This window comes from Micromonospora sp. IBHARD004 (assembly GCF_052814115.1).
In genome coordinates this window covers 5,612,391-5,635,169 of the sequence record NZ_CP199934.1, presented here as the reverse complement: position 1 = coordinate 5,635,169, position 22,779 = coordinate 5,612,391, and the positions used below count along the sequence as shown (strand labels likewise).

Below are 22,779 nucleotides of genomic sequence, written 5' to 3'. Positions count from 1 at the left end.
GGAGGGGCGACGGGAGTCGGCTGAGCGGGTCAGTCCGACTCGACGGTGACGGTGCTCGGCTTGGCGCTGCGTTCGTCGGTGGTCGGCTTCGTCGGCCGCTTGCCGTTCTCGCCGATGCTGGTGATCTTCGTCGGGGTGGCGCCCCGGCCGCCCTCGCCCGGCACGGCGGCCACCGTCGGCTCACCCTCCACCCCGGCGGCGCCGTCCACCGTGGTCACGGGCTCGCCGACGGGACGGGCCGCTCCGGCGTCGGCCGTGGCGGCACCGCCGGCGGCCGGCTCCTTCGCTTCCGCCGGGGCCGCCGTAGCCGGCTCCCGGCCGCTGGCGGGGACCGCCGCCCGGCCGTTGGCGGTCACCGGTGCCCTGCCGTTCGCGGTGACCGGTTCCGTGTCCGTGCCGGGTACCGGAGTGCCCTTGCCGGGGACCTGGCCCGCACCCCCGCCGGTGGCCCCGGCCAGCTTGTCGGGGGCGACCGGAATGGCCGCGAGGCCGGCGGAGGCCGTGCCGGTGGTTTCCTGCAACCGGAGCTCGGTCAGCTTCCGCTGGAGCTCGTCGGACTCCTGCCGGGACTTCCAGGTCTCCTGCCGCAGGTCGGCCAGCTCCTGCTGGGCCTGCGCGATCTCCAGCATCACCTGGGCGAGCTGCTGCCGGCCGGAGGCCACCTCCTGCTGGGTGGCGGCGAGGTGCTGCTGGGTGGTGGCCAGGTGCTGCTGGGTGGTGGCCGCGTACTCCTCGAACTGGCGCCGGGAGGCGGCGACGTGCTCGTCGGCCTTGCGACGCTTCTCGGTGGCCTCCGCCTCGGCCCGGCGAAGCAGCTCCGCGGCCTCGTCATCGGCCCGGCGCCGCAGGGTCAGCGCGTCCTGCTCGGCGGCCTCGCGGACTGCCGCGGCGCCCTGCTCGATCTCGTTCCGCTGGGCCGTGTACGCCTGCTCCAGCTCGTCCTGCCGGGACTTGTGCAGCTTCTCCAGCGCGGCGTGCCGGGTCGAGTGCTGCTTGTCCAGCTCGTCGCGGCGCCTGGCGAACTCCTGCTCGGCGGCGGCCCGGCGCTGGGCCAGCTCCTTGTCGGCCGCCTCCCGCCGGGAGTTGACCTCCTTCTCCACGCCGGCCCGCCAGGCGCCCAGCTCCTGCTGCGTCTGGGCGCGGGCGTGCTGCACGTACGCCTCGGTCTCGCTCCGCATCCGCTGGACGTACGCCTCGACCTCGGCCCGGTTGCGCTTGCCGGCATCGGCGGCCTCGGTGGTCAGCCGGTTGGCCTCCTGCCGAGCCCGGCCGCGGGTCGCCTTGGCGGCCTCCTCGGCGTCGTCGACGATCTGCTTGGCTTGCTGGAGCGCCTTGGCGTGGGTGGCCCGGCTCGCCTCGGTCGCGGATTCGGTGAGACGCTTGGCCTCCTGCTGCGCCTTGGCGTGCATCTCCTTGGCGGCCTCGCGGAGCTGGGTGGACTCCTGCTGGGCCTTGGCCAGGGCCTCCTTGGCGGACTCGCGCAGCCGGGTGGACTCCTGCTGGGCCCGGGTGTGGATCTCCTTGGCGGTGTCCCGGAGCTGGGTGGCCTCCTGCTGTGCCTTGGCCAGCGCGTCCTGGGCCGTCCTGCGCAGCTTCTCCGCCTCGTCCTGGGCCGTCGTGCGCAGCTTCGCCGCCTGGTCCTGGGCCGTCTTGCGCAGCTTCGCCGCCTGGTCCTGGGCCGTCTTGCGCAGCTTCTCCGCCTCTTCCTGGGCGGCCTTCATGCTGGCGTCGGCCTCGGCCTTGCGGGCGGCGGTGTGCCGCTCCTCCTCGGCCCGTCTGGCGGCGAGGGCGATCTCGAAGTCCTTGAGCGCCTGGGCGGACTGCTCGCGGGCCTCCTCGATGATGTGCTCGGCGGCCGCCCGCCGGGCCTCGATCTCCTCGTTGGCGGAGGCGAGGATCTCCTCCGCCTGCTCCTCGGCCATCGTGAGGATCTGCTCGACCCGGGGACCGAGGTGCCGGAACGAGGCCCGGTCCACCACGCCCACCTGCTTGCGCACCTGGGCGAGGTCGCGTTGCAGCACTTCCACCTGGCCGGCCAGCTTGTGGATCTGCGTGTACGCCTGCTCCCGCTCGGTCGTCAGGGTCGCGATCTCGTGCTCCGCACGAGCGACGTACCGGTCGACCTGTCGTTTCTCGTACCCCCGCAGAGCGGACTCGAAGCTGGGCTCCGTGGTCACGTCCCCGCCGAGAGCAAACAGTTCCTCGCCGTGCGACATGCCCCCATCCTCACACGCATCCGGCTCTGCTGGGGCGATACGGACGCCCCTGTTGGGAGCTACTTCACTGATAGGACGGAACGGGCGGGTTAAAGCATGACGGCGCGGGGTTCCACCGGTTACCCGGTGTCACCCCGCGCCGTGGATCATGCCCCGATGCGGGTGGTGCTCAGTTGGCCGACTCGGCGGTGGCCCGCTCCTCGGCACCCTCCTTCTTGGCCGCTTCCGGCTTGGCCGGGGCCGCCGGCACGCCCGGCACGATGCCGGCGAGACCGGAGAGCATCTGACCGAGCTGTGAGGTGACGGCGTCCTTCTGCCGGGTGAGGTCCTCGACCTCGCGGCGGGCCGCCTGGGTGGTCAGTTCGGCCTCGGTGCGGGCCTCGCTGAGCAGGCGCTGCGACTCGGCCTTGGCCTCGTTGAGCGTCTTCTCGGACAGCGCCTTGGCCTTCTCCACCGTCTCGTTGGCGGTGCGCTCGGACTCGACCCGGCGGGCCTCGGCCCGCTGCTCGATCTCCTTGGCCCGCTCCTGCGCGGCCCGGGCCCGCTGCTCGGCCTCGCTGACCAGCTTCTGGGTCTGCGCGACCTGCGCGGCGTGCCGCTCGGACTCCTCGCGCTCGGCCTTCTCCCGCCGCTCGGCGAGCTGGAGCTCCAGGGCCTGCAGGTCCTTGTCGCGCTTGTCGCGCGCGTCGGTGAGCAGCTTGGTCGCCTCGGCGCGCTTCTCCTCGGCCTCCCGCGCGGCCTTGGCCCGCTGTTGGGTGATCTCCCGCTCGGCGGTGGCCCGCAGGGTGGCGACCTCACGCTCGACGGTGGACTTCAGCTCGGCCACCTCGTGCGCGGTGACGGTACGCAGCTGCTTGGTCTCCCGCTCGGCGTCCGCGCGCAGGGTGTCCGCCTCGCGGCGGGCCTGGACCCGAACCTCCGCGGCCTCCCGCTCGGCGGTGGTGCGGACGCTGCCGGCCTCCCGCTCCGCGGTGGCCTTCATCGCGGCCGCGTCGGCGCGCGCCTTGTCGGTGATCTCGCGAGCCTCGAGGCGGGCGGCGGAGAGGATGCCCTCCGACTCGCGCTTGGCCTCGTTGCGGTGGTCGTTGGCCTGCTCTTCCGCCAGCCGGAGGATCTGCTCGACGCGGGTGCCGAGACCGGAGAGGGTCGGCCGGCTGTTCTCCTCGAGCTGCTTGTTGGTGTCGGTGAGCTTCTGCTCCAACGCGCTCTGGCGCTGCTCGGCCTGGCGGAGCCGGCGCTGGGCGTCGTTCATCCGCTGCTCGGCCTCGGCGCGGGCCTGCTCGGACTGGGTCAGCGCGGCGGTCAGCCGACCGATGAAGTCATCGACCTGACCCGTGTTGTATCCGCGCAGGCCAACGGTGAAATCGGGCTGTGAGTTCGCGTTATCGAAGAACGCAAGGGGGGAGGACTGCTGCTGGGGCATTGGGACATACTCGCAGACGCCCCAGGGTGCTTCGCAAGAGCGGTGCGCAGCTTTCGTGTCCTCATTACATGGTCAACTTCCGGTGCCGGTGGGACCGGACCAAACGGCGATCTTGGCAGGTCCCGGGCGGGTCGGACGCCACGCAAGGTGAGCGGGAAAAGGGCCGCGGGACGATGCCCCGCGGCCCTTTGTCAGCCGTGACTCGAATGGTGCGCCGGGTGCTGGAAAGGCAATGGCCGCCTCGCCGCAATGGCCATCCCGGCCTCACCCGTACGGGTCAGTGGCCCCGGAACCGGTTGATCGCCGTTTCGTGCCGGGCGCGCAGCTCGGTGTCGCGGACGCCGAGGCCGTCCGTCGGCGCGAGGCAGCGGACGCCGACCTTGCCCTGGTGCGCGTTGCGGTGCACCTCGTACGCGGCCTGGCCGGTCTGCTCCAGCGGGTAGGTCTTCGACACCGTCGGATGGATCTGACCGAGCGCCACGAGGCGGTTGGCCTGCCAGGCCTCGTGGTAGTTGGCGAAGTGGCTGCCGACGATCCGCTTGAGGTGCATCCAGAGGTACCGGTTGTCGTACTGGTGCTGGTAGCCGCTGGTGGAGGCGCAGGTGACGATGGTGCCGCCGCGCTTGGCCACGTAGACGCTGGCGCCGAAGGTCTCCCGGCCGGGGTGCTCGAAGACGATGTCCGGGTCCTCGCCGCCGGTCAGCTCGCGGATCCGCTCGCCGAAGCGGCGCCACTCGTCCGGGTCCTGGGTCTCCTCGTCCTGCCAGAACCGGAAGCCCTCGGCCGCGCGGTCGATGACCAGCTCGGCGCCCATCTTCCGGCACAGCTCGGCCTTCTCCGGGGAGGAGACCACGCAGACCGGGATGGCCCCGCCGTTGAGCGCCATCTGGGTGGCGTAGCCGCCCAGGCCGCCGGAGGCGCCCCAGATCAGCACCACGTCACCCTGCTTCATGTTGGCCCCGTGGTGGGAGACCAGCTGCCGGTACGCGGTGGAGTTGACCAGCCCGGGGCTGGCCGCCTCCTCCCAGCTCAGGTGGCGCGGCTTCGGCATCAGCTGGTTGGCCTTGACCACGGCCAGCTCGGCGAGCCCGCCGAAGTTGGTCTCGAAGCCCCAGATCCGCTGCTGCGGGTCGAGCATGGTGTCGTCGTGGCCGGCCGCGTCCTCCAGCTCCACCGACAGGCAGTGCGCGACCACCTCGTCGCCGGCCTTCCACTTCGTCACCCCGGGCCCGGTGCGCAGCACCACGCCGGCGGCGTCCGACCCCACCACGTGGTACGGCAGGTCGTGCCGGCGGGTCAGCTCGGAGAGCCGGCCGTAGCGTTGGAGGAACTTGAAGGTCGGCAGCGGCTCGAAGATGCTGGTCCAGACGGTGTTGTAGTTGATCGCGCTGGCCATCACCGCGACCAGGGCCTCGCCCGGGCCGAGCTCCGGGGTGGGCACCTCCTGCAGGTGCAGGGCCTTGCGCGGGTCCTTGTCCCGGGTGGCCATCCCGTCGAACATCCGGGTGTCCTCGGCGCGCACCACCACGCCCCGGTAGCTCTCCGGTACCGGCAGGCCGGCGAGGCCGGCGAGCTCCCGCTCCGGCTGGTCGGAGCCCTCTGCCGCCATGATCGCTTCGAGGATGTCCTGCACGGTGACCTCCCGTTCGTCCGCACCCACGCCGGGGGGCAGGGGGTGCTGCCATCGTCGGCGCCGGTGCGACCGACCGCCATGTCGGCAATCGACACATCCGGCACCGGTCACGCTCCTTGTGGGGCCGGACGTTACTGAACGGTAGCTAGGGCCGGAAGCCCTCTGTGAAAAACTGCATCCGCCGATGCGTGGAGGTGTCCGGGGAAGCGGCGAACCGCGCAGGGCCGCGCTCGGTCCGGATGTCGGTGGGACCCCGGAACCCGGGGCCCCACCGGGCGGCTCAGTGGCCGGCGGCCGGCTCGACCAGCTCGACCAGGACGCCGCCGGCGTCCTTCGGGTGGACGAAGTTGATCCGGGAGTCGGCGGTGCCCCGCTTCGGCTTCTCGTAGAGCAGCCGGACGCCGCGTTCGCGCAGCGCCGCGCAGGCCGCGTCGATGTCCGCCACCGTGTACGCGACCTGCTGCACGCCCGGACCGTTGCGGTCCAGGAACTTCGCGATCGTCGACTCCGGCGTCAGCGGGGCGAGCAGCTGCACGCAGCCGCCCTCGGTGGTCGGGCCGACGGCCAGCATCGCCTCGCGTACGCCCTGCTCGGTGTTGGTCTCGGTGTGCACGCAGCGCATCCCGAAGGTGCGCTCGTAGAAGTCGATCGCGGCGTCCAGGTCGGCCACCGCGATCCCGACGTGGTCGATGCGGCGCAGCCCGATGTCTGTGACGTAGTCCGCAGCGGGCTCGACGGGGGAGTTCTCTGCCATGGCGCTAGTCTGACCGAACAATCGTTAAGGCGTACAGGTCGGCACCCCTCGGAGGCAGGCATGGCTTCGGTGATCGTCAGCGGCGCGCGGACCCCCATGGGTCGGCTGCTGGGCAACCTCAAGGACCTCCCGGCGACGAAGCTCGGCGGGGTGGCGATCAAGGCCGCGCTGGAGCGCGCCGGCGTCGCCCCCGACCAGGTGCAGTACGTGATCATGGGGCAGGTGCTCCAGGCCGGCGCCGGTCAGATCCCGGCCCGGCAGGCGGCGGTCGAGGCGGGCATCCCGATGTCCGTGCCGGCCCTGACCATCAACAAGGTCTGCCTCTCCGGCCTGGACGCGATCGCCCTGGCCGACCAGCTCATCCGGGCCGGCGAGTTCGACATCGTGGTGGCCGGCGGCATGGAGTCGATGACCAACGCCCCGCACCTGCTGCTCGGCCAGCGCAGCGGCTACAAGTACGGCGACGTCACGATCAAGGACCACATGGCCCTCGACGGGCTCAGCGACGCCTGGGACTGCTGCTCGATGGGCGAGTCGACCGAGCGGCACGGCGTCAAGCACGGCATCACCCGCGAGGAGCAGGACGCCTTCGCCGCGGCCAGCCACCAGCGGGCCGCCGCCGCGCAGAAGAACGGCCACTTCGCCGACGAGATCACCCCGGTGGTCATCCCGCAGCGCAAGGGCGAGCCGCTGGTGATCAGCGAGGACGAGGGCATCCGCCCGGACACCACCGCCGAGTCGCTGGGCAGGCTGCGGCCGGCCTTCACCAAGGACGGCACGATCACCGCCGGCAGCTCCTCGCCGATCTCCGACGGCGCCGCCGCCGTGGTCGTGATGAGCAAGGCCAAGGCGAAGGAGCTGGGGCTGACCTGGCTGGCCGAGATCGGCGCGCACGGCAACGTGGCCGGCCCGGACAACTCGCTGCACTCGCAGCCCTCGAACGCGATCCAGCACGCCCTGAAGAAGGGCGGCCTCAGCGTCGCCGACCTCGACCTCATCGAGATCAACGAGGCGTTCGCCCAGGTCGGCATCCAGTCCGCGCGGGACCTCGGGATCAGCACCGACAAGGTGAATGTCAACGGCGGCGCGATCGCGCTCGGCCACCCGATCGGCATGTCCGGCGCCCGGCTGGTGCTCACCCTCGCGCTGGAGCTCAAGCGGCGCGGCGGCGGCACCGGCGCGGCCGCGCTCTGCGGCGGCGGCGGCCAGGGCGACGCGCTCATCATCCACGTGCCGGCGGGCGGCGCAGCCCAGCAGTGATCGCGGGATCCAGTCGATCCCGCGGGCCGAACAGGGGACATGACCAGTGAGCGCGAGGAGTGAGCCGGGTTTGCGAGCCCCGCAGTCGCGAACGAAGGCGGCACAGTGAGTGAGACCGTCGAGAACGCCCCGGCGGCGGCCGTCGGATCGGTGCGCCGCAGCCGGGACGTACCGATGCTGGTGGAGCGGGCCCGCGCGGGTGATCCCCGCGCGGTGGCCCGGCTGATCACCCTGGTCGAGTCCGGCGACGAGATGCTGCCGCAGGTCGCGGCGGCCCTCGCGCCGTACGCCGGTCAGGCCCAGGTGGTGGGCCTGACCGGGTCCCCGGGCGTGGGCAAGTCGACCACCACCAACGAGCTGGTCCGGGCGCTGCGGGCGCGCGGCCACCGGGTCGGCGTGCTGGCGATCGACCCGTCCAGCCCGTTCACCGGCGGGGCGATCCTCGGCGACCGGGTCCGGATGCAGGATCACGCCACCGACCCGGGCGTCTACATCCGCTCGATGTCCAGCCGGGGGCACCTCGGCGGGCTCTCCGCGGCGACCCCGCAGGCCGTGCGGGTGCTGGAGGGCGCCGGCTGCGACGTGGTGCTGGTGGAGACCGTCGGCGTCGGGCAGGCCGAGGTGGAGGTCGCTTCGCTGGCCGACACCACGCTGGTGCTGCTCGCCCCGGGCATGGGCGACGCGATCCAGGCGGTGAAGGCGGGCATCCTGGAGATCGCCGACGTCTTCGTGGTCAACAAGGCCGACCGGGACGGCGCCGATGCCACCGTCCGCGACATCCAGGGCATGATCGCCCTGGGCGAGCGCGGGCCGGGGGAGTGGCGGCCGCAGGTGGTGCGGGCCATCGCCGCGCGGGGCGAGGGGATCGACGACATCGCCGCCGCGATCGACAAGCACCGCGGCTGGCTGGAGCAGCACGACGAGCTGCGCCGCCGCCGGGAGGCGCGGGCCGCCGCCGAGATCGAGGCCATCGCGCTGGGCGTCCTCCGCGCCCGGATCGGTTCCCTGCGCGACGGTACGGAGCTGCCGACGCTCGCCGCCAAGGTGGCCGAGGGTGCCATCGACCCGTACGCGGCCGCCGCCGAGCTGCTCGCCCAGCTCGGCGCCTGAGCGGTCCAATCCGGACCGGACCCGCCTAGTACGCTCGCACCGCCTCACGGCCGTGAGGCGGTGCGCGTGTGTGGTGGGGGTAGGAGCATGGCTGACGAGGCGACGCAGGAGCTGGCCGTGACGCCGGACGCGGTGGCGGGCGGCACGACGCACGTCTCCGACGAGGTGGTGGAGAAGATCGCGGTGGTCGCCGCCAAGTCCGTGCCCGGGGTGGCCGAGCTGGGCGGCGACGTGGCCCGGTTCTTCAACGCGGTGCTCGACAAGGTCGGCCTGGACCAGGTCGGGGACGCCCGGCGGGGCTGCTCGGCGCACGTCACGAACGGCGCCGCGGTGGTCAACCTGGTGCTGGTGATCGAGGGCGGCCGGCCGGTGCCGGAGGTGACCGAGGCGGTGCGGTCCGCGGTGACGGCGGCGGTCGAGGCGTACGGGCTGCGGGTCGACGAGATCAACATCCGGGTCGACGACGTGGCCCTGGGCGGTCCGGCGGTGCCCTCGGCCTGACCAGGTTACCGGCCGGTACGAACATCCTTAGCGATCGTTCAGGCGTCCGTTCTACACTCGGTCTTCAGTCGAGGACTCGAGGAGGAGCTCCGCGGATGAACGCCGACGAGATCGCCGCCGGACGGGCACGCTGGCAGGCCCGCTACGACGCCGCGCGCAAGCGGGACGCGGACTTCACCACGCTCTCCGGGATGACCGTGGACCCGGTGTACGGCCCGCCGGAGGGCGCCGCGTACCCGGGCTTCGAGCGGATCGGCTGGCCGGGTGAGTTCCCGTACACCCGGGGGCTCCACCCGACCGGCTACCGCGGGCGGACCTGGACGATCCGGCAGTTCGCCGGATTCGGCAACGCCCAGCAGACCAACGAGCGCTACAAGATGATCCTCGGCGCGGGCGGGGGCGGGCTCTCCGTCGCGTTCGACATGCCGACGCTGATGGGGCGCGACTCCGACGACCCGCAGGCGCTCGGCGAGGTCGGCCACTGCGGCGTCGCCATCGACACCGCCACCGACATGGAGGCGCTCTTCGGCGGCATCGACCTGGCCGGCGTCACCACCTCGATGACCATCTCCGGCCCGGCCGTGCCGGTCTTCTGCATGTACCTGGTCGCCGCCGAGCGGCAGGGCGCCGACGTGTCCGCCCTCGACGGCACGCTCCAGACGGACATCTTCAAGGAGTACATCGCGCAGAAGGAGTGGCTCTTCGACCCGGAGCCGCACCTGCGCCTGATCGGCGACCTGATGGAGTACTGCGCCGGGGAGATCCCGCGCTACAAGCCGCTCTCGGTCTCCGGGTACCACATCCGCGAGGCCGGCTCGACCGCGGCGCAGGAGTTGGCGTACACCCTGGCCGACGGGTTCGGCTACGTCGAGCTGGGGCTGTCGCGCGGGCTGGACGTCAACGTCTTCGCCCCGGGGCTGAGCTTCTTCTTCGACTCCCACGTGGACTTCTTCGAGGAGATCGCCAAGTTCCGCGCCGCCCGCCGGATCTGGGCCCGCTGGCTGCGCGACGTCTACGGCGCCACCAGCGAGAAGGCGCTCTGGCTGCGGTTCCACACCCAGACCGCCGGGGTGTCGTTGACCGCCCAGCAGCCGGTCAACAACGTGGTGCGGACCGCCGTCGAGGCCCTCGCCGCGGTGCTCGGCGGGACCAACTCGCTGCACACCAACGCCCTGGACGAGACCCTCGCCCTGCCCACCGACGAGTCCGCCGAGATCGCCCTGCGTACCCAGCAGGTGCTGATGGAGGAGACCGGGGTGACCAACGTGGCCGACCCGCTCGGCGGGTCGTGGTACGTCGAGGCGCTCACCGACAAGATCGAGGCCGAGGCCGAGGAGATCTTCGCCCGGATCCGGCAGCTCGGTGGCGAGGGGCCGCACCAGATCGGGCCGATGACCTCGGGCATCCTGCGCGGCATCGAGGACGGCTGGTTCACCGGCCACATCGCCGAGTCGGCCTTCGTCTACCAGCAGGCGCTGGAGAAGGGCGACAAGAAGATCGTCGGGGTCAACTGCCACACCGGCACGGTCGCCAAGGACCTGGAGATCCTGCGCATCTCGCACGAGGTGGAGCTGGAGCAGCGCCGGATGCTCGCCGAGCGCAAGGCCGCCCGCGACGAGACCGCGGTCAAGGCCGCCGTCGCCCGCATGGTCGAGGTCAGCCGCACCACGGAGAACATGATCCCGGCGATGCTCGAGGCGGTCCGCGCCGAGGCCACCCTCGGCGAGATCTGCGACGCCCTCCGCGCCGAGTGGGGCACCTACCGCGAACCCGCCCGCTTCTGACCCACCCGGCCGCCCTCCGCGATCTTGCACTCCGGGCCCTCCTGATGCGGCATCTGTCGCATTTGCCGGGGCAAAAAGTGCAAGATCGCGGAGAGGTGGCGGGGGTGGGGGTGAGAGGGGTGGTGAGCAGGGTGGTGAGCAGGGTGAGAACTGCAACTGTCGCCGTCGCGGTTGATCTGAGTTCGGCGGGGTCCGTGCGAGACTAGATAACCATGAGCGACCCACGGATCACCTCGTCGATCTTCACCCGCGGCGCGGTCGACCTCAGCGCGCTGCGCGGCACACCGGCCCCCACCCGTCCCACCACACCGGCCCAGTCCGGTCCGCCCACCGGTCTTCCGGGCGCTCCCGCCGGCGGCGGCGGGGTGGCCGTGATCGACGTGACCGAGGCGACCTTCCAGTCGGAGGTGCTGGAGCGTTCGCTCAGCACCCCCGTCGTGGTGGACTTCTGGGCCGAGTGGTGCGAGCCGTGCAAGCAGCTCTCCCCGGTGCTGGAGCGGCTGGCCGCCGAGGGCGACGGCGCGTGGGTGCTGGCCAAGGTGGACGTGGACGCCAACCCGCGGATCGCCCAGATGTTCCGGGTGCAGGGCATCCCGATGGTCTACGCGGTGGTCGGCGGGCAGCCGATCGACGCCTTCTCCGGGGTGGTGCCGGAGGCCCAGCTCCGCCAGTGGATCTCCGCCGTGCTCAAGGCCGGCGGCGTCGCCGTGGCCGAGCCGGAGGACCCCCGCCTCGACGAGGCCGACGATGCGCTGATGAGCGGCGACCTGGACGCCGCCGAACGGGCGTACCGGAAGATCCTGGCCGAGTCCCCGGCGGACGCCGCGGCCGAGGCCGGGCTCGCCCAGGTCGGGCTGGCTCGCCGGGTCGCCGGCGCCGACCCGCGGGCCGCGCTCACCGCCGCCGAGGGTGCCCCCGACGACGTCGAGGCGCAGCTCCTCGCCGCCGACATCGAGGTGCTCAGCGGCCTGGCCGAGCAGGCCTACAAGCGGCTGGTCGGCCTGGTCCGCCGGACCGCCGGCGACGACCGCGAGAAGGTACGCCAACACCTGGTCGGCCTCTTCGCCATCGCCGGCCCGGAGGACCCCGCCGTCGCCTCGGCCCGCCGGGCCCTGGCCAGCGCCCTGTTCTGAGTTCGTAGCACGTCAGCGCGGGCCGGCGTTCCGGCCGGCCCGCCCGACCACCGAGGACGGGAGCCCATGATGCGCCGGATCGCCGTCCTCGACGCGCCGACCAACCTGGGGCTGCGCCCACCCACCACCACCTCCGTCCCCGGCTGCGCCAAGGCGCCCGGCGCGCTGCGCGACCACGACCTGCTCGCCCGGCTGCGGGCCCGGGACGCCGGCTGCCTCACCCCGCCGCGGTACGACCCGGGCGACTGGCGCCCCGGCGACGGCGTCTGCCACGCCTCCGAGATCTCCGGATACTCCGTGGCGCTGGCCGACCGGATCGGCGCGATCATCGACCGGGGAGAGTTCCCGCTGGTGCTCGGCGGGGACTGCTCGGTGCTGCTCGGCTCCGCGCTGGCCATGCACCGGCTCGGCGAGGCGGTCGGCGGCCGGATCGGGCTGGTCTTCGTGGACGGCCATTCCGACTTCCGGCACCCCGGCAACGCCTCCTACGTCGGCGCGGCGGCGGGCGAGGACCTCGCCCTGGTCACCGGCCGGGGGCAGGCCGACCTGGCCGCCATCGAGGGACGCCGTCCGTACTTCCGGGACATCGACGTGGTGGTCCTCGGCATCCGGGCGCAGGACGAGTACCGCCTCGACCTCCAGGCCGCCGGGATCACCACCCGGCCGGTCCCGGCGCTGCGCGCCGAGGGCGCCGCGCGGACCGCGCAGTGGGCGCACGAGCAGCTCGCCGACTGCGCCGGCTACTGGGTGCACATCGACGTGGACGTGCTCGACCCGGCGGTGATGCCGGCGGTGGACGCCCCGGACCCGGGCGGCATCGCCTTCGCCGAGCTGGAGATCCTGCTCGCCGGCCTGGTCGACACCCCGCACTGCCTCGGCGTCGAGCTGACCGTCTTCGACCCGGACTACGACCCCGACGGCTCGTACGCGGCCGAGATCGTCAACACCGTCGTGTCCGGGCTGGCGCCGGTCTCCGCGCCGGCCGCGATGCCGCCGCGGCTGCTGCCGGCCACCGCGGCGCCGCCGTCCCCGAGGCGCGGCAACGGGCGTCCCCAGCCGAGCGGGCTGGCGGCCCCGACGCCCCTGGTCACGCCGGCTCCCGCGGTGGCGGTCGAGCCGATCGGTCCGGTCGTCGAGGACGCCACGCCGGTGGCGGCCGCCCCGCCGGCCCAGCCGGATGGTCCGGAGTCGCTCGGGCCCCGGGCGTCGGCGGGACCCGGGCTGCTGCGTCGCGTCGCCGCGCCCGAGGAGGAGAGCCTCGCGGGCCGGGAGCCGGCGGGGCCGCCCGCCTCGGCCGGCCCCGCGTTGCTGCGCCGGACGTCGTCGCCGGAGGCGGAGGCCACGCCCGAGCCGGGCGACGACGATTCCCCCGGGCCCAGCGCGGGCATCGCCTGACCGGTCCCGCGCCCGGCGGTCAGCGGGCGGCGAGGGCGCGGAGGAAGCGCTCGCTGATCGGCACCGCGCTGTCGGTGCTCGACCCGCCCTGCTCGACGAAGACCGCGAACGCGACGTCGCCCTGCCAGCCGACGAACCAGGAGTGGGTGTGCGCCGGGTTGTTGTCGTACTCGGCGGTGCCGGTCTTGCCGTACACCGGCTCGCCGGGGACGTCGGCGAGGGCCTTGGCCGTGCCGGCGGTGACCACCCCGCGCATCATCGTCTTCAGCGCCGCGACGGACTCCGCCTTGAGGGCCGCACCCCCCGGGGCCGGCTGCTGCGGCGCCGGGTCCAGCACCAGCTTCGGCTGCTCCCAGTGACCGCGGGCCACGGCGGCGGTGACACCGGCCATCGCGAGCGGGCTGACCACGGTGGTGCCCTGGCCGATCGCCGCGGCGGCCTGCTCGGTGGCGGAGCCACCGGTGGAGACCTTGCCGGTGAAGACGTCGGCGCCGAGGTCCCACTTCGCCTCGAGGCCGAGGGTACGGCCGGTGGTGGCGAGCCCGTCCGGGCCGAGGTTCGGGGCCAGCGAGGCGAAGGCGGTGTTGCAGGACTTCGCGAAGTCGGTGCTGAACGGCACCGCCCCCAGCTCGAAGTTGTCCGAGTTCTTGAACTGCCGGCCGTCCACCACGAACGTCTTCCGGCAGGCGACCGTCGCCTGCGGGGTCACCGCGCCCCGGTCCAGCAGGGCGAGCGCGCTGACCGTCTTGAACGTCGACCCGGGCGGCACCTGGGCGGTGAAGGCGAGGTTCTCCCCGGCCGGGCCGGGCCCGTTGGCGGCGGCGAGCACCGCGCCGTCGCTGATCCGGAGCGCCACCAGGGCGGACCGCCGTTTCTCCCCGCGCAGCGCCGCGTCGGCGGCGTTCTGGGTGGCCACGTCCAGGGTGGTCTTCAGCGGCTGGCCGGTCTTCGGCTCGCTGCGGAACACCTCGGCGCCGGTCGTCATCCCCGGCTCTCCGGGCTTGGGCCGCTCGATGACGACGGTGAGCCCGGGAACCCCGCGCAGGCGGTCGTCGTACCGGCCCTGGAGGCCGCCGTGGCCGACCAGGTCGCCGGCGACGTACCGGTCGGGGTGCGCCTGCAGGTCGTCGGCCTGCGCCGGGTCGACCGAGCCGAGCAGGGCCCGGGCGAACTCCCGCGTCGGTGCCAGATCGAGCGTGTCGGTCGGGAACTTGGTGCCCGGCAGGTCGTAGATCCGGGGCTTGATCTGCCGGTACGCCTCCTCGCGCAGGGTCACCACCTCGACCAGGGCGGTCGGCTCCGCCTCGGCGAGGCGTTTCGGCAGATCGGACAGGTCGACCGGCGGCACGAGCGCGGGCCGGATCGCCTTGAACGCGGCGTCGAGCTGCCGGACCAGCCCCCGCACGTCGGTGACCTCACTGGGCTGCACGCCGACCCGGACCACCCGGCGGGGCGCCACGATCGGGGCGCCCGCGCCGTCCAGCACCCCGGCCCGGCGCGAGGGGTCCCGGCGCAGCGCCAGCCGGTCGCCCTCCTCCAGTTGCTCCTGCACCAGCGTCGGCTCCCAGATCACCTGCCACTGGTCGTCGCTGCCGCGCTTGAGGCGGACCGGCCGGTCGTAGACCCAGCGGGTCTGCCCCGGCAGCGTCCAGGCGACCTCCACCTGGGCGGTCGCGGTGTCCGCGGTGACCTTGGCGTCGCCCTTGCGCCGCAGCGCGGGCGGGGTCTCCACCAGCTCCCCGGAGAGCCCCCGGATCTCCTTCGTCACGTCGGCCGCCGGCACCCGGGCGCCGGTCGCGTCGATGAAGCCGACCGTGTGCAGGTCGCCGGAGCGCCAGCCGGCCAGGAACGCGTCCACGCTCTGCTCGGGGCCGTCCTCGGTCGAGCATCCGACCAGCGCGCCGGCGGCGAGCACGGCGGCGGTCACCGCCGCGAAGATCGGCCGGAATGGGGATCGGCGGGGGCGAACGGGGTACGACACGAGCATGCAGCTGTCCCTCCGGTGCGAAACTGCCCTGCACGCTAGTACGGAGCGCGCTTTCCCACCGCCCCGTCACCGCTCCGACGTGCGGAAAGACGGCACTGTGGCAGTGTGATGAACATCGCGAGCCGGGGTACTCCGCGACCGGCCGACCACGTACCCGCAACGGGTGAAAGGACAGAGTCCCGATCCGGACGTCCGGCCGGTGGTCCGCCGACGAAGGGGCAGAGCGGCAGGGCCTAGGCTGGGCGGCAGAGTGACCCACAACGCGGTGGGTCGAGGGGAGTGGCACCGATGGACCGGCGTCCGGCGATCAAACCGGGACCCGACCTCCGGCAGGCTGACACCGGCCGGGACGACAGCTTCGATTCGGCGACCGACGGGGATGGTTTCGACCGCCTCGACACAGGAGTGACCGGGATGACCGGTTCGAGCATCGACACCCTCTACGACCTGGGCCTGCCAACGCAGGCGCTGGCCGACGACGTGGAGGACGCCGAGCTCGACGAGCCGGTACCGAACGCGGAGCGCCTGGTGGCCCAGGCGGTGGCGCTGGCCGGTGACGACCACGACGCGGCGACCCTGGTCGGCCGCTTCTGGCGGTTCGCGCCCGACGAGGAGCTGATCGGCTTCACCGCCGAGGAGATGCTCGACGCGGCCCGGGCGCACCGGGACCTGGCCCAGCAGCGGGTTCCCGGCGAGTTGAAGCTGCGCATCCACGAGCCGGACGCCGAGCAGCACCACACCGTCATCGAGATCGTCACCGACGACATGCCGTTCCTGGTCGACTCGGTGACCGCCCTGCTCAACTCACACCACCTCGACGTGCACCTGCTGGTCCACCCCCTGGTGGTGGTCCGCCGGGAGCCGCTGGGCCGGCTGACCGAGGTCTCGGCCGACGTCGAGCCGGACGACGCGATCGCCGGCGACCTGGTCGAGAGCTGGATGCGGATCGAGATCGACCCGGTGCGCGACGCGGCCGAGCGGGAGAAGCTCCGCCGGGAGCTGCAGCGGGTGCTCACCGACGTCCGGGAGGCCGTGGAGGACTGGCCCAAGATGCGGCAGCGGGCCCTCGCGCTCGCCGACGAGCTGGCCTCCGCACGGACCTCGGACAACCGGCCGCCGGTGCCGGAGAAGGACATCACCGACTCGGTCGAGCTGCTGCGCTGGCTGGCGCACGACCACTTCACCTTCCTCGGATACCGCGAGTACCGGCTGGTCGACACCGACGGCGGGCAGGGCACGCAGGCACTGGAGGCGGTGCTCGGGACCGGGCTGGGAATCCTCCGCTCCGACTCGCCGGAGGCCCGGGCGCTGTCGTCGATGACCCCCGAGGCGCACGAGAAGGTGCTGGAGAAGCGCCTGCTGATCATCACCAAGGCCAACTCGCGGGCCACCGTGCACCGCTCGGCCTACCTCGACTACATCGGCTTCAAGATCTTCAACGACGCCGGCGAGGTGGTCGGGGAGCGGCGCTTCCTGGGTCTCTTCTCCACGGCGGCGTACCGGACCAGCGTGCGCGAGCTGCCGGTGGTCCGCCGCAAGGTCGCCGAGGTGCTCGACCGCTCCGGGCTGAGCCAGCGCAGCCACTCCGGCAAGGACCTGCTGCAGATCCTGGAGACCTACCCGCGCGACGAGCTCTTCCAGATCAAGACCGACGACCTGTACCACGCGGTGATCGGCGTGCTGCGGATGGCGGGCCGCCGGCAGCTGCGGGTCTTCCTGCGCCGGGACGCGTACGGGCGGTTCATCTCCTGCCTGATCTACCTGCCCCGGGACCGGTTCACCACCCAGAACCGCCTCCGTATGCAGGACATCCTGCTCCGCGAGCTGAACGGCGTCGGGGTGGACTACACCACCCGGGTCACCGAGTCGATGCTGGCCCGGTTGCACTTCATCGTCCGGACCGACCCGACCAACCCGCCCGGCGAATTCGACGCCGACCTGCTCGCCGAGGAGCTGGCCGACGCGACCCGGCTCTGGGACGACGACTACCGGCTGGTGCTGGAGCGCAAGCTCGGCGACGAGCAGGCCAAGCACCTGTTCAGCCGGTACGCCGACGCGTTCCCGGAGGGCTACAAGGACGGGCACACGCCGTACGAGGCGATGAAGGACCTGGCCAAGCTGGAGCTGCTGGAGGAGCCCGGCCAGCTCGAGATGCACCTGTTCCGCAAGCAGCTGGCGCCGCGGCCGGGTCGGCCGGGCGCGGACGTCGACGAGACGATGGACGTCCGGTTCAAGGTCTACCGGTACGGCGAGCCGATGATGCTCTCCGCCGTGCTGCCGGTGCTGCACTCGCTCGGCGTCCGGGTGGTCGACGAGCACCCGTACGAGGTGGACCGGGTCGACGGCCGGGTCTTCCTCTACGACTTCGGGCTCCGCCTGCCCGAGGCGCACCAGGAGCTGGCCGAGGTCCGCCCGCACGTGGAGAACGCCTTCGCGGCGGCGTGGCGCGGCGAGGCCGAGGTGGACGGCTTCAACGAGCTGGTGCTCCGGGCCGGGCTCACCTGGCGGCAGGTGGTCGTGCTGCGGGCGTACGCGAAGTACCTGCGCCAGGCCGGCACCGTCTTCTCCCAGGAGTACATGGAGCAGACCTTCATCGCGTATCCGCGGATCACCGGGCTGCTGGTGGAGCTCTTCGAGGCCCGGTTCGCCCCGGGCGCGACCACCATGGACGAGCGGCGGCAGCGCAGCGACGAGCTGGTTACCGCGATCGGCGCGGCGCTGGACGACGTGGCCAGCCTGGACCAGGACCGGATCCTGCGGTCGTACCTGACGCTGATCCAGGCGACCCTGCGCACCAGCTTCTACCAGAGGCCGGTCGGCGGGCGGCCCAAGTCGTACGTGGCGTTCAAGCTGGACCCGCAGGCCATCCCGGACCTGCCGGCGCCGCGACCGAAGTTCGAGATCTTCGTCTACTCGCCGCGCTTCGAGGGCGTGCACCTGCGGTTCGGGCCGGTGGCCCGGGGCGGGCTGCGCTGGTCCGACCGGCGGGAGGACTTCCGCACCGAGGTGCTGGGCCTGGTCAAGGCGCAGATGGTGAAGAACACGGTGATCGTGCCGGTGGGCGCCAAGGGCGGCTTCGTGCTCAAGCAGAAGCCGGGCGACCGGGACGAGGCGGTGATCTGCTACAAGGAGTTCGTCGGCGCGATGCTGGACGTCACCGACAACATCGTCGGCGGCGAGATCGTCCCGCCCGGCGATGTGGTCCGGCACGACGCGGACGATCCGTACCTGGTGGTGGCGGCGGACAAGGGCACCGCGACCTTCTCCGACATCGCCAACGAGATCTCCACCGCGCACAACTTCTGGCTGGGCGACGCGTTCGCCTCCGGCGGCTCCGCCGGGTACGACCACAAGAAGATGGGCATCACCGCCCGGGGCGCCTGGGAGTCGGTGAAGCGCCACTTCCGCGAGCTGGGCCACGACACCCAGACCGAGGACTTCACCGTGGTCGGCGTCGGCGACATGTCCGGCGACGTGTTCGGCAACGGAATGCTGCTGTCGGAGCACATCCGGCTGGTGGCCGCCTTCGACCACCGGCACGTCTTCCTCGACCCGGATCCGGACGCCGCCACCTCGTACGCGGAGCGGAGGCGGCTGTTCGACCTGCCCCGGTCGTCCTGGGAGGACTACAACCCGGAGCTGATCTCGGCCGGCGGCGGGGTGTATTCCCGGACCGCGAAGTCGATCCCGGTCAGCCCGCAGGTGCGCGCGGTGCTCGGCCTCGACGACGACGTCACCCAGTTGTCGCCGCAGGAGCTGATGAAGGCCATCCTCGCCGCGCCGGTCGACCTGTTCTGGAACGGCGGCATCGGCACCTACGTGAAGGCGGCCAGCCAGACCAACGCGGAGGTGGGCGACAAGTCCAACGACGCGATCCGGGTGAACGGCAAGGACCTGCGCTGCCGGGTGGTCGGCGAGGGCGGCAACCTGGGCTTCACCCAGCACGGCCGGATCGAGTACGCGCAGAACGGCGGTCGGATCTACACCGACTTCATCGACAACGCGGCCGGGGTGGACACCTCGGACCACGAGGTGAACATCAAGATCCTGCTCAACACGGCGGTCGCCGACGGCGAGCTGACCATGGACGAGCGGGACGGGCTGCTCGCCGAGATGACCGACGAGGTCGCCGAGCTGGTGCTGCGGGACAACTACGACCAGGCCCGGGCAATCAACAACGCCCAGGCCCAGTCCGCCTCGCTGCTCCCGGTGCACCGGCGGATGCTCAACGAGCTGGAGCGCTCCGGCCAGCTCGACCGCGCGCTGGAGGCGCTCCCGCCGGACGAGGAGCTGGCGGTCCGGACCGAGAACGGGTTGACCGCGCCGGAGTTCGCGGTGCTGCTGGCGTACGTCAAGATCGTGCTGGAACGCGAGATCGTGGCCGACGGGCTGGCCGACGAGGAGTGGACCACCGACGTCCTGGTCAACTACTTCCCGACGCCGCTGCGGGAGCGGTTCGCCGACCGGATGGGCCGGCACCGGCTGCGCCGGGACATCGTCACCACCGTGCTGGTCAACGAGGCGATCAACCGGGGCGGCATCTCGTTCGTCTTCCGGGTCGTCGAGGAGACGGCCGCCTCGGCGGCGGACGTGCTCCGGGCGTACGTGGTGGTCCGCGAGGTGTTCGGGCTGCGTGAGCTCTGGGACGCGGTGGAGGCGCTGGACAACAAGGTCTCGCCCGAGTTGCAGACCAGCGTCTACCTGGACACCCGGCGGCTGCTCGACCGGGCGGTGCGCTGGCTGGTCACCAACCGGCGCTCGCCGATCGACGTGCCGACGGAGATCGCCCGGCTGCGGGACGGGGTCGCCCGGCTCCTGCCCGGCCTGGAGGACCTCTTCTACGGCAGCGAGCGCGAGGCCATCGCGTCGCACATCGACTCGCTGACCTCCAGCGGGCTGCCGCGTGAGCTGGCCGAGCAGGCCACCCGGCTGATGTACAGCTTCGGCCTGCTCGACGTGGTGGAGACCGCCCGGTCCGCCGGCCGGGACGTGGGCGAGGTGGCCTCGGTCTACTTCGTCCTCTCCGACCGGTTCCGCGTCGACGCCCTGCTGTCGAAGATCTCCCTGCTGCCGCGGGAGGACCGCTGGCAGACGCTGGCCCGGATGGCGCTGCGCTACGACCTGTACGCCGCGCTGGCCGCGCTCACCGCGGAGGTCCTCGGGTCCACCCCGGACAGCCTCCCGCCGCACGAGCGGGTGCAGGAGTGGGAGCAGGCGAACGCCACCTCGATCCACCGGGCGCACCGGGCGATGGGGGAGTTCGACGAGTCCCGCGCCGACCTGTCCGCCCTGTCGGTGCTGCTGCGGCAGATCCGTACCCTGGTCCGGACCTCGGCCGCGGCCTGATCCGGTTGTGCCCCGGCGCGGTCCGGTCGGTCGGTCACCCGACCACCGGGCCGCGCCGGGGCGTCCGCGTCACTGCGTCATGGTGGCGAGGACGATGATGTTGTTCAGGTAGCTGCCGGCGCTCTGGTCGAAGACCCCGCCGCAGGTCACCACCCGCAGGGCCGGCTTGTCGCCGGGCCCGTAGACCAGCTCCGTCGGGAACGCCGTCTTCGGGTACGACTTCACCTCGTCGACGGTGAAGGTGACGCTCCCGCCGTCCTCGCGGGCGACCGTGATGGTGTCCCCCGGCTTGAGCGAGCCGAGGTTGAAGAAGACGGCCGGCCCGAGCTTGGCCGAGTCGACGTGGCCGACGATGACCGCGTTGCCGACCTCACCCGGGCTGGGGCCGGGGGAGTACCAGCCGGCCCGCTGGGCCTGGTCCAGCGGGGGCACCTGGACCGTGCCGTCGGGGTTGGTGCCGAGCGACATGATCTCGGCGTTCACCCCGATCCGGGGGATCGAGATGGTCGTCGGGTTCGACCGGTCCAGACCGGCGGGGGCGATGTTCGGGTCCGGCGCGTCCGTCGCCTCCTCTGCGACGGAGACCTGATCGGCGGCCTGGCTGCCGTCGACGGTGGCGGGGGCGGTGGTGCTGGGGTCGGCGGGCCCGGCCTGGGCCAGCGGCTGGGGTGGGCGGGGCGGCGGCACGGTCCGCACGGACGCGCCGATCATGCCGGCGCCCACCATGGCGAGGAGGACGACGACGGCCGCGCCGGCGGCGCGCCACGGTCTCCCGTGACGGCCGCCGGCCGGTGTCGCCGTCGTGTCAGCCGAGGTCATTGGCCCGACGCCGACGCAGCAGGACCATGCCACCCAGGGCGGCGGCGCCGATCGCGCCCACCCCGCTGGCGGCCATGCCGCGGTCGAGGCTGGTGGTGGTCATCCCACCGTCACCCCCGTCGACGTGGCCACGCGGCATGCAGTGGTCCCGGTCGTCGTGGTCCCGACGGTCCTCGTCCTTGCGGTCGCGGTCCTTGCCGTCGTGGTCCTTGTTGTCGCGGTTGTTGCGGTCCTCGTCCGACTTGTCGTCGGCCATGCCCCCGCCCTGGCCGGACTCCGATTGCCAGGTCTCGTCGGAGTTGCCGTTCCAGTCCTTGCGGTCCTCGTCCTTGCGGTCCCGGTCCTTGCCGTCGTGGTCCTTGTTGTCGCGGTCCTCGTCCTTGCGGTCGTGGTCCTTGCCGTCGTGGTCCTTGCGGTCCCAGTCCTTGTGGTCCCAGTCCCCGTGGTCCTCAGGGCAGAACTCAAGAAGACTGACCTGCGGCTTGGCGACGACGTTGCCCGTGTACGCGTGTCCGGCCGCGTACGCCGCCCCGGGCGAGAACAGCAGCAGGGACGCGCCGCCGAGAGCGGCACCCGCAACGACCTTCCCGAGCATCTTCTTTCCCATGACCTGCGTCACTCCATCCCTGTTCGTCCTGAGCCCGACGAGAGTCGAGCTACGACCGACGTTAGAACGTTTCGCGAGCTATCCGGGGAAAGATTCGTGTTTCAAAGTCTACGAGCGAAACGCGGCATAGGAGTGGTACGAGGCTTATGGCCGTGTTCCTGGACCTCCGGTGGCGTTCCGTGCCACCCGGGCGGCTGCGCCCTCACTGAGCGCCGAGCGTGTGGACTGGCAGACCCTGCCGCATGCCGCCGACCTGCCCCGATCGCGCCGGCCTGGGCGAGCTCGACCCTGTCGGGCCGTTCACCCCCATGTGCCCTGCGCGAACGGCATCGAGTCATTCCTATGGAAGCGCTCCCAACGAACGGCTCGTGGAACGGCTCGCTCGCCAGCGGCGCAGCACCACGTCGACGACGCCTCCGCCCACCACGCCGCCGCCGACCACCCCGCCGCCCACCACGACCCCGCCTGGGCAGAAGGTGGACAACCCGTCCGCCGGGGTGCAGGGGTACGTGAACCCGGATCCACGCCGCCAACTGGCGCAACCAGGCCGGGCCGGCCTCGGCGAGCGTCCGCAGGCCAGCCCGGAGCCGGGCATCGACGCGTACGTCTGGGTGAAGCCGCCGGGCGAGTCGGACGGCTCCAGCACCCTCATCCCGAACGACGAGGGCAAGGGCGTCGACCGGATGCGCGACCCGACCTACGCCGGCAACGCCCGCAACGGCAACAGCATGAGCGGGGCCATGCCGAACGCGCCGATCTCCGGCGCCTGATTCTCGGCCCAGTTCCAGGAGCTCATGCAGAACGCCTACCC

13 protein-coding genes and 2 pseudogenes are annotated in these 22,779 nt (G+C 72.4%); 8 read left to right on the top strand and 7 right to left on the bottom strand.

What is annotated here, in order from left to right:
• Nucleotides 1-29: 29 nt before the first annotated feature.
• The 4 genes from ACTWO6_RS27430 to mce form a co-directional block, all read right to left on the bottom strand.
• Nucleotides 30-2,216, bottom strand: a complete 2,187-nt coding sequence (locus ACTWO6_RS27430) for a hypothetical protein (protein ID WP_446216634.1) — start codon at nt 2,214-2,216, stop codon at nt 30-32.
• A 169-nt stretch (nt 2,217-2,385) separates the two neighbouring features.
• A complete protein-coding gene (locus ACTWO6_RS27425; protein WP_446216633.1) occupies nt 2,386-3,639 on the bottom strand; it encodes a DivIVA domain-containing protein in 1,254 nt (417 codons plus the stop codon).
• A 277-nt stretch (nt 3,640-3,916) separates the two neighbouring features.
• Nucleotides 3,917-5,272 carry a crotonyl-CoA carboxylase/reductase gene (gene ccrA / locus ACTWO6_RS27420; RefSeq protein WP_446220786.1) on the bottom strand — a complete coding sequence of 452 codons (1,356 nt, stop codon included), beginning with the start codon at nt 5,270-5,272 and terminating at the stop codon, nt 3,917-3,919.
• A 280-nt stretch (nt 5,273-5,552) separates the two neighbouring features.
• A complete protein-coding gene (mce, locus tag ACTWO6_RS27415; protein ID WP_446216632.1) occupies nt 5,553-6,026 on the bottom strand; it encodes a methylmalonyl-CoA epimerase in 474 nt (157 codons plus the stop codon).
• Nucleotides 6,027-6,086: 60 nt separating this feature from the next.
• Here mce and ACTWO6_RS27410 point away from each other — a divergent pair, with 60 nt between their 5' ends.
• The 6 genes and pseudogenes from ACTWO6_RS27410 to ACTWO6_RS27385 form a co-directional block, all read left to right on the top strand.
• The gene (locus ACTWO6_RS27410) at nt 6,087-7,286 is read left to right on the top strand and encodes an acetyl-CoA C-acetyltransferase (protein WP_446216631.1); all 1,200 of its coding nucleotides are present in this window, start codon (nt 6,087-6,089) and stop codon (nt 7,284-7,286) included.
• Nucleotides 7,287-7,460: 174 nt separating this feature from the next.
• Complete coding sequence (gene meaB, locus ACTWO6_RS27405) at nt 7,461-8,396, top strand: methylmalonyl Co-A mutase-associated GTPase MeaB (protein WP_446220785.1); 936 nt, start codon at nt 7,461-7,463, stop codon at nt 8,394-8,396.
• Nucleotides 8,397-8,483: 87 nt separating this feature from the next.
• The gene (locus ACTWO6_RS27400) at nt 8,484-8,897 is read left to right on the top strand and encodes an Asp23/Gls24 family envelope stress response protein (RefSeq protein ID WP_446216630.1); all 414 of its coding nucleotides are present in this window, start codon (nt 8,484-8,486) and stop codon (nt 8,895-8,897) included.
• Between the two features lie 95 nt (nt 8,898-8,992).
• The gene (locus ACTWO6_RS27395; protein WP_446216629.1) at nt 8,993-10,681 is read left to right on the top strand and encodes an acyl-CoA mutase large subunit family protein; all 1,689 of its coding nucleotides are present in this window, start codon (nt 8,993-8,995) and stop codon (nt 10,679-10,681) included.
• 212 nt (nt 10,682-10,893) lie between these two features.
• Nucleotides 10,894-11,814, top strand: a complete 921-nt coding sequence (locus tag ACTWO6_RS27390; RefSeq protein ID WP_446216628.1) for a tetratricopeptide repeat protein — start codon at nt 10,894-10,896, stop codon at nt 11,812-11,814.
• Nucleotides 11,815-11,880: 66 nt separating this feature from the next.
• Nucleotides 11,881-12,826: pseudogene (locus ACTWO6_RS27385) on the top strand (arginase family protein); the annotation flags it as partial.
• 402 nt (nt 12,827-13,228) lie between these two features.
• Here ACTWO6_RS27385 and ACTWO6_RS27380 read toward each other — a convergent pair.
• A complete protein-coding gene (locus ACTWO6_RS27380) occupies nt 13,229-15,196 on the bottom strand; it encodes a penicillin-binding transpeptidase domain-containing protein (protein WP_446216627.1) in 1,968 nt (655 codons plus the stop codon).
• Between the two features lie 288 nt (nt 15,197-15,484).
• Between ACTWO6_RS27380 and ACTWO6_RS27375 the strand changes: the two genes are divergently transcribed.
• The gene (locus tag ACTWO6_RS27375; protein WP_446216626.1) at nt 15,485-20,542 is read left to right on the top strand and encodes an NAD-glutamate dehydrogenase; all 5,058 of its coding nucleotides are present in this window, start codon (nt 15,485-15,487) and stop codon (nt 20,540-20,542) included.
• A gap of 69 nt (nt 20,543-20,611) precedes the next feature.
• Here ACTWO6_RS27375 and ACTWO6_RS27370 read toward each other — a convergent pair whose 3' ends face one another.
• Entirely contained in the window at nt 20,612-21,361 is a 750-nt protein-coding gene (locus ACTWO6_RS27370; protein WP_446216625.1) for a class F sortase, read from the bottom strand.
• Nucleotides 21,348-21,968 (bottom strand): hypothetical protein, encoded by a 621-nt coding sequence (locus tag ACTWO6_RS27365; protein WP_446216624.1) that lies wholly within the window; start codon nt 21,966-21,968, stop codon nt 21,348-21,350. The genes ACTWO6_RS27370 and ACTWO6_RS27365 overlap by 14 nt, the downstream gene beginning before the upstream one ends.
• A gap of 516 nt (nt 21,969-22,484) precedes the next feature.
• On the opposite strand from ACTWO6_RS27365, the pseudogene ACTWO6_RS27360 reads away from it, so the two are divergent.
• Nucleotides 22,485-22,738 (top strand): annotated as a pseudogene (locus ACTWO6_RS27360) (glycoside hydrolase family 6 protein); the annotation flags it as partial.
• Between the last annotated feature and the right edge of the window lie 41 nt (nt 22,739-22,779).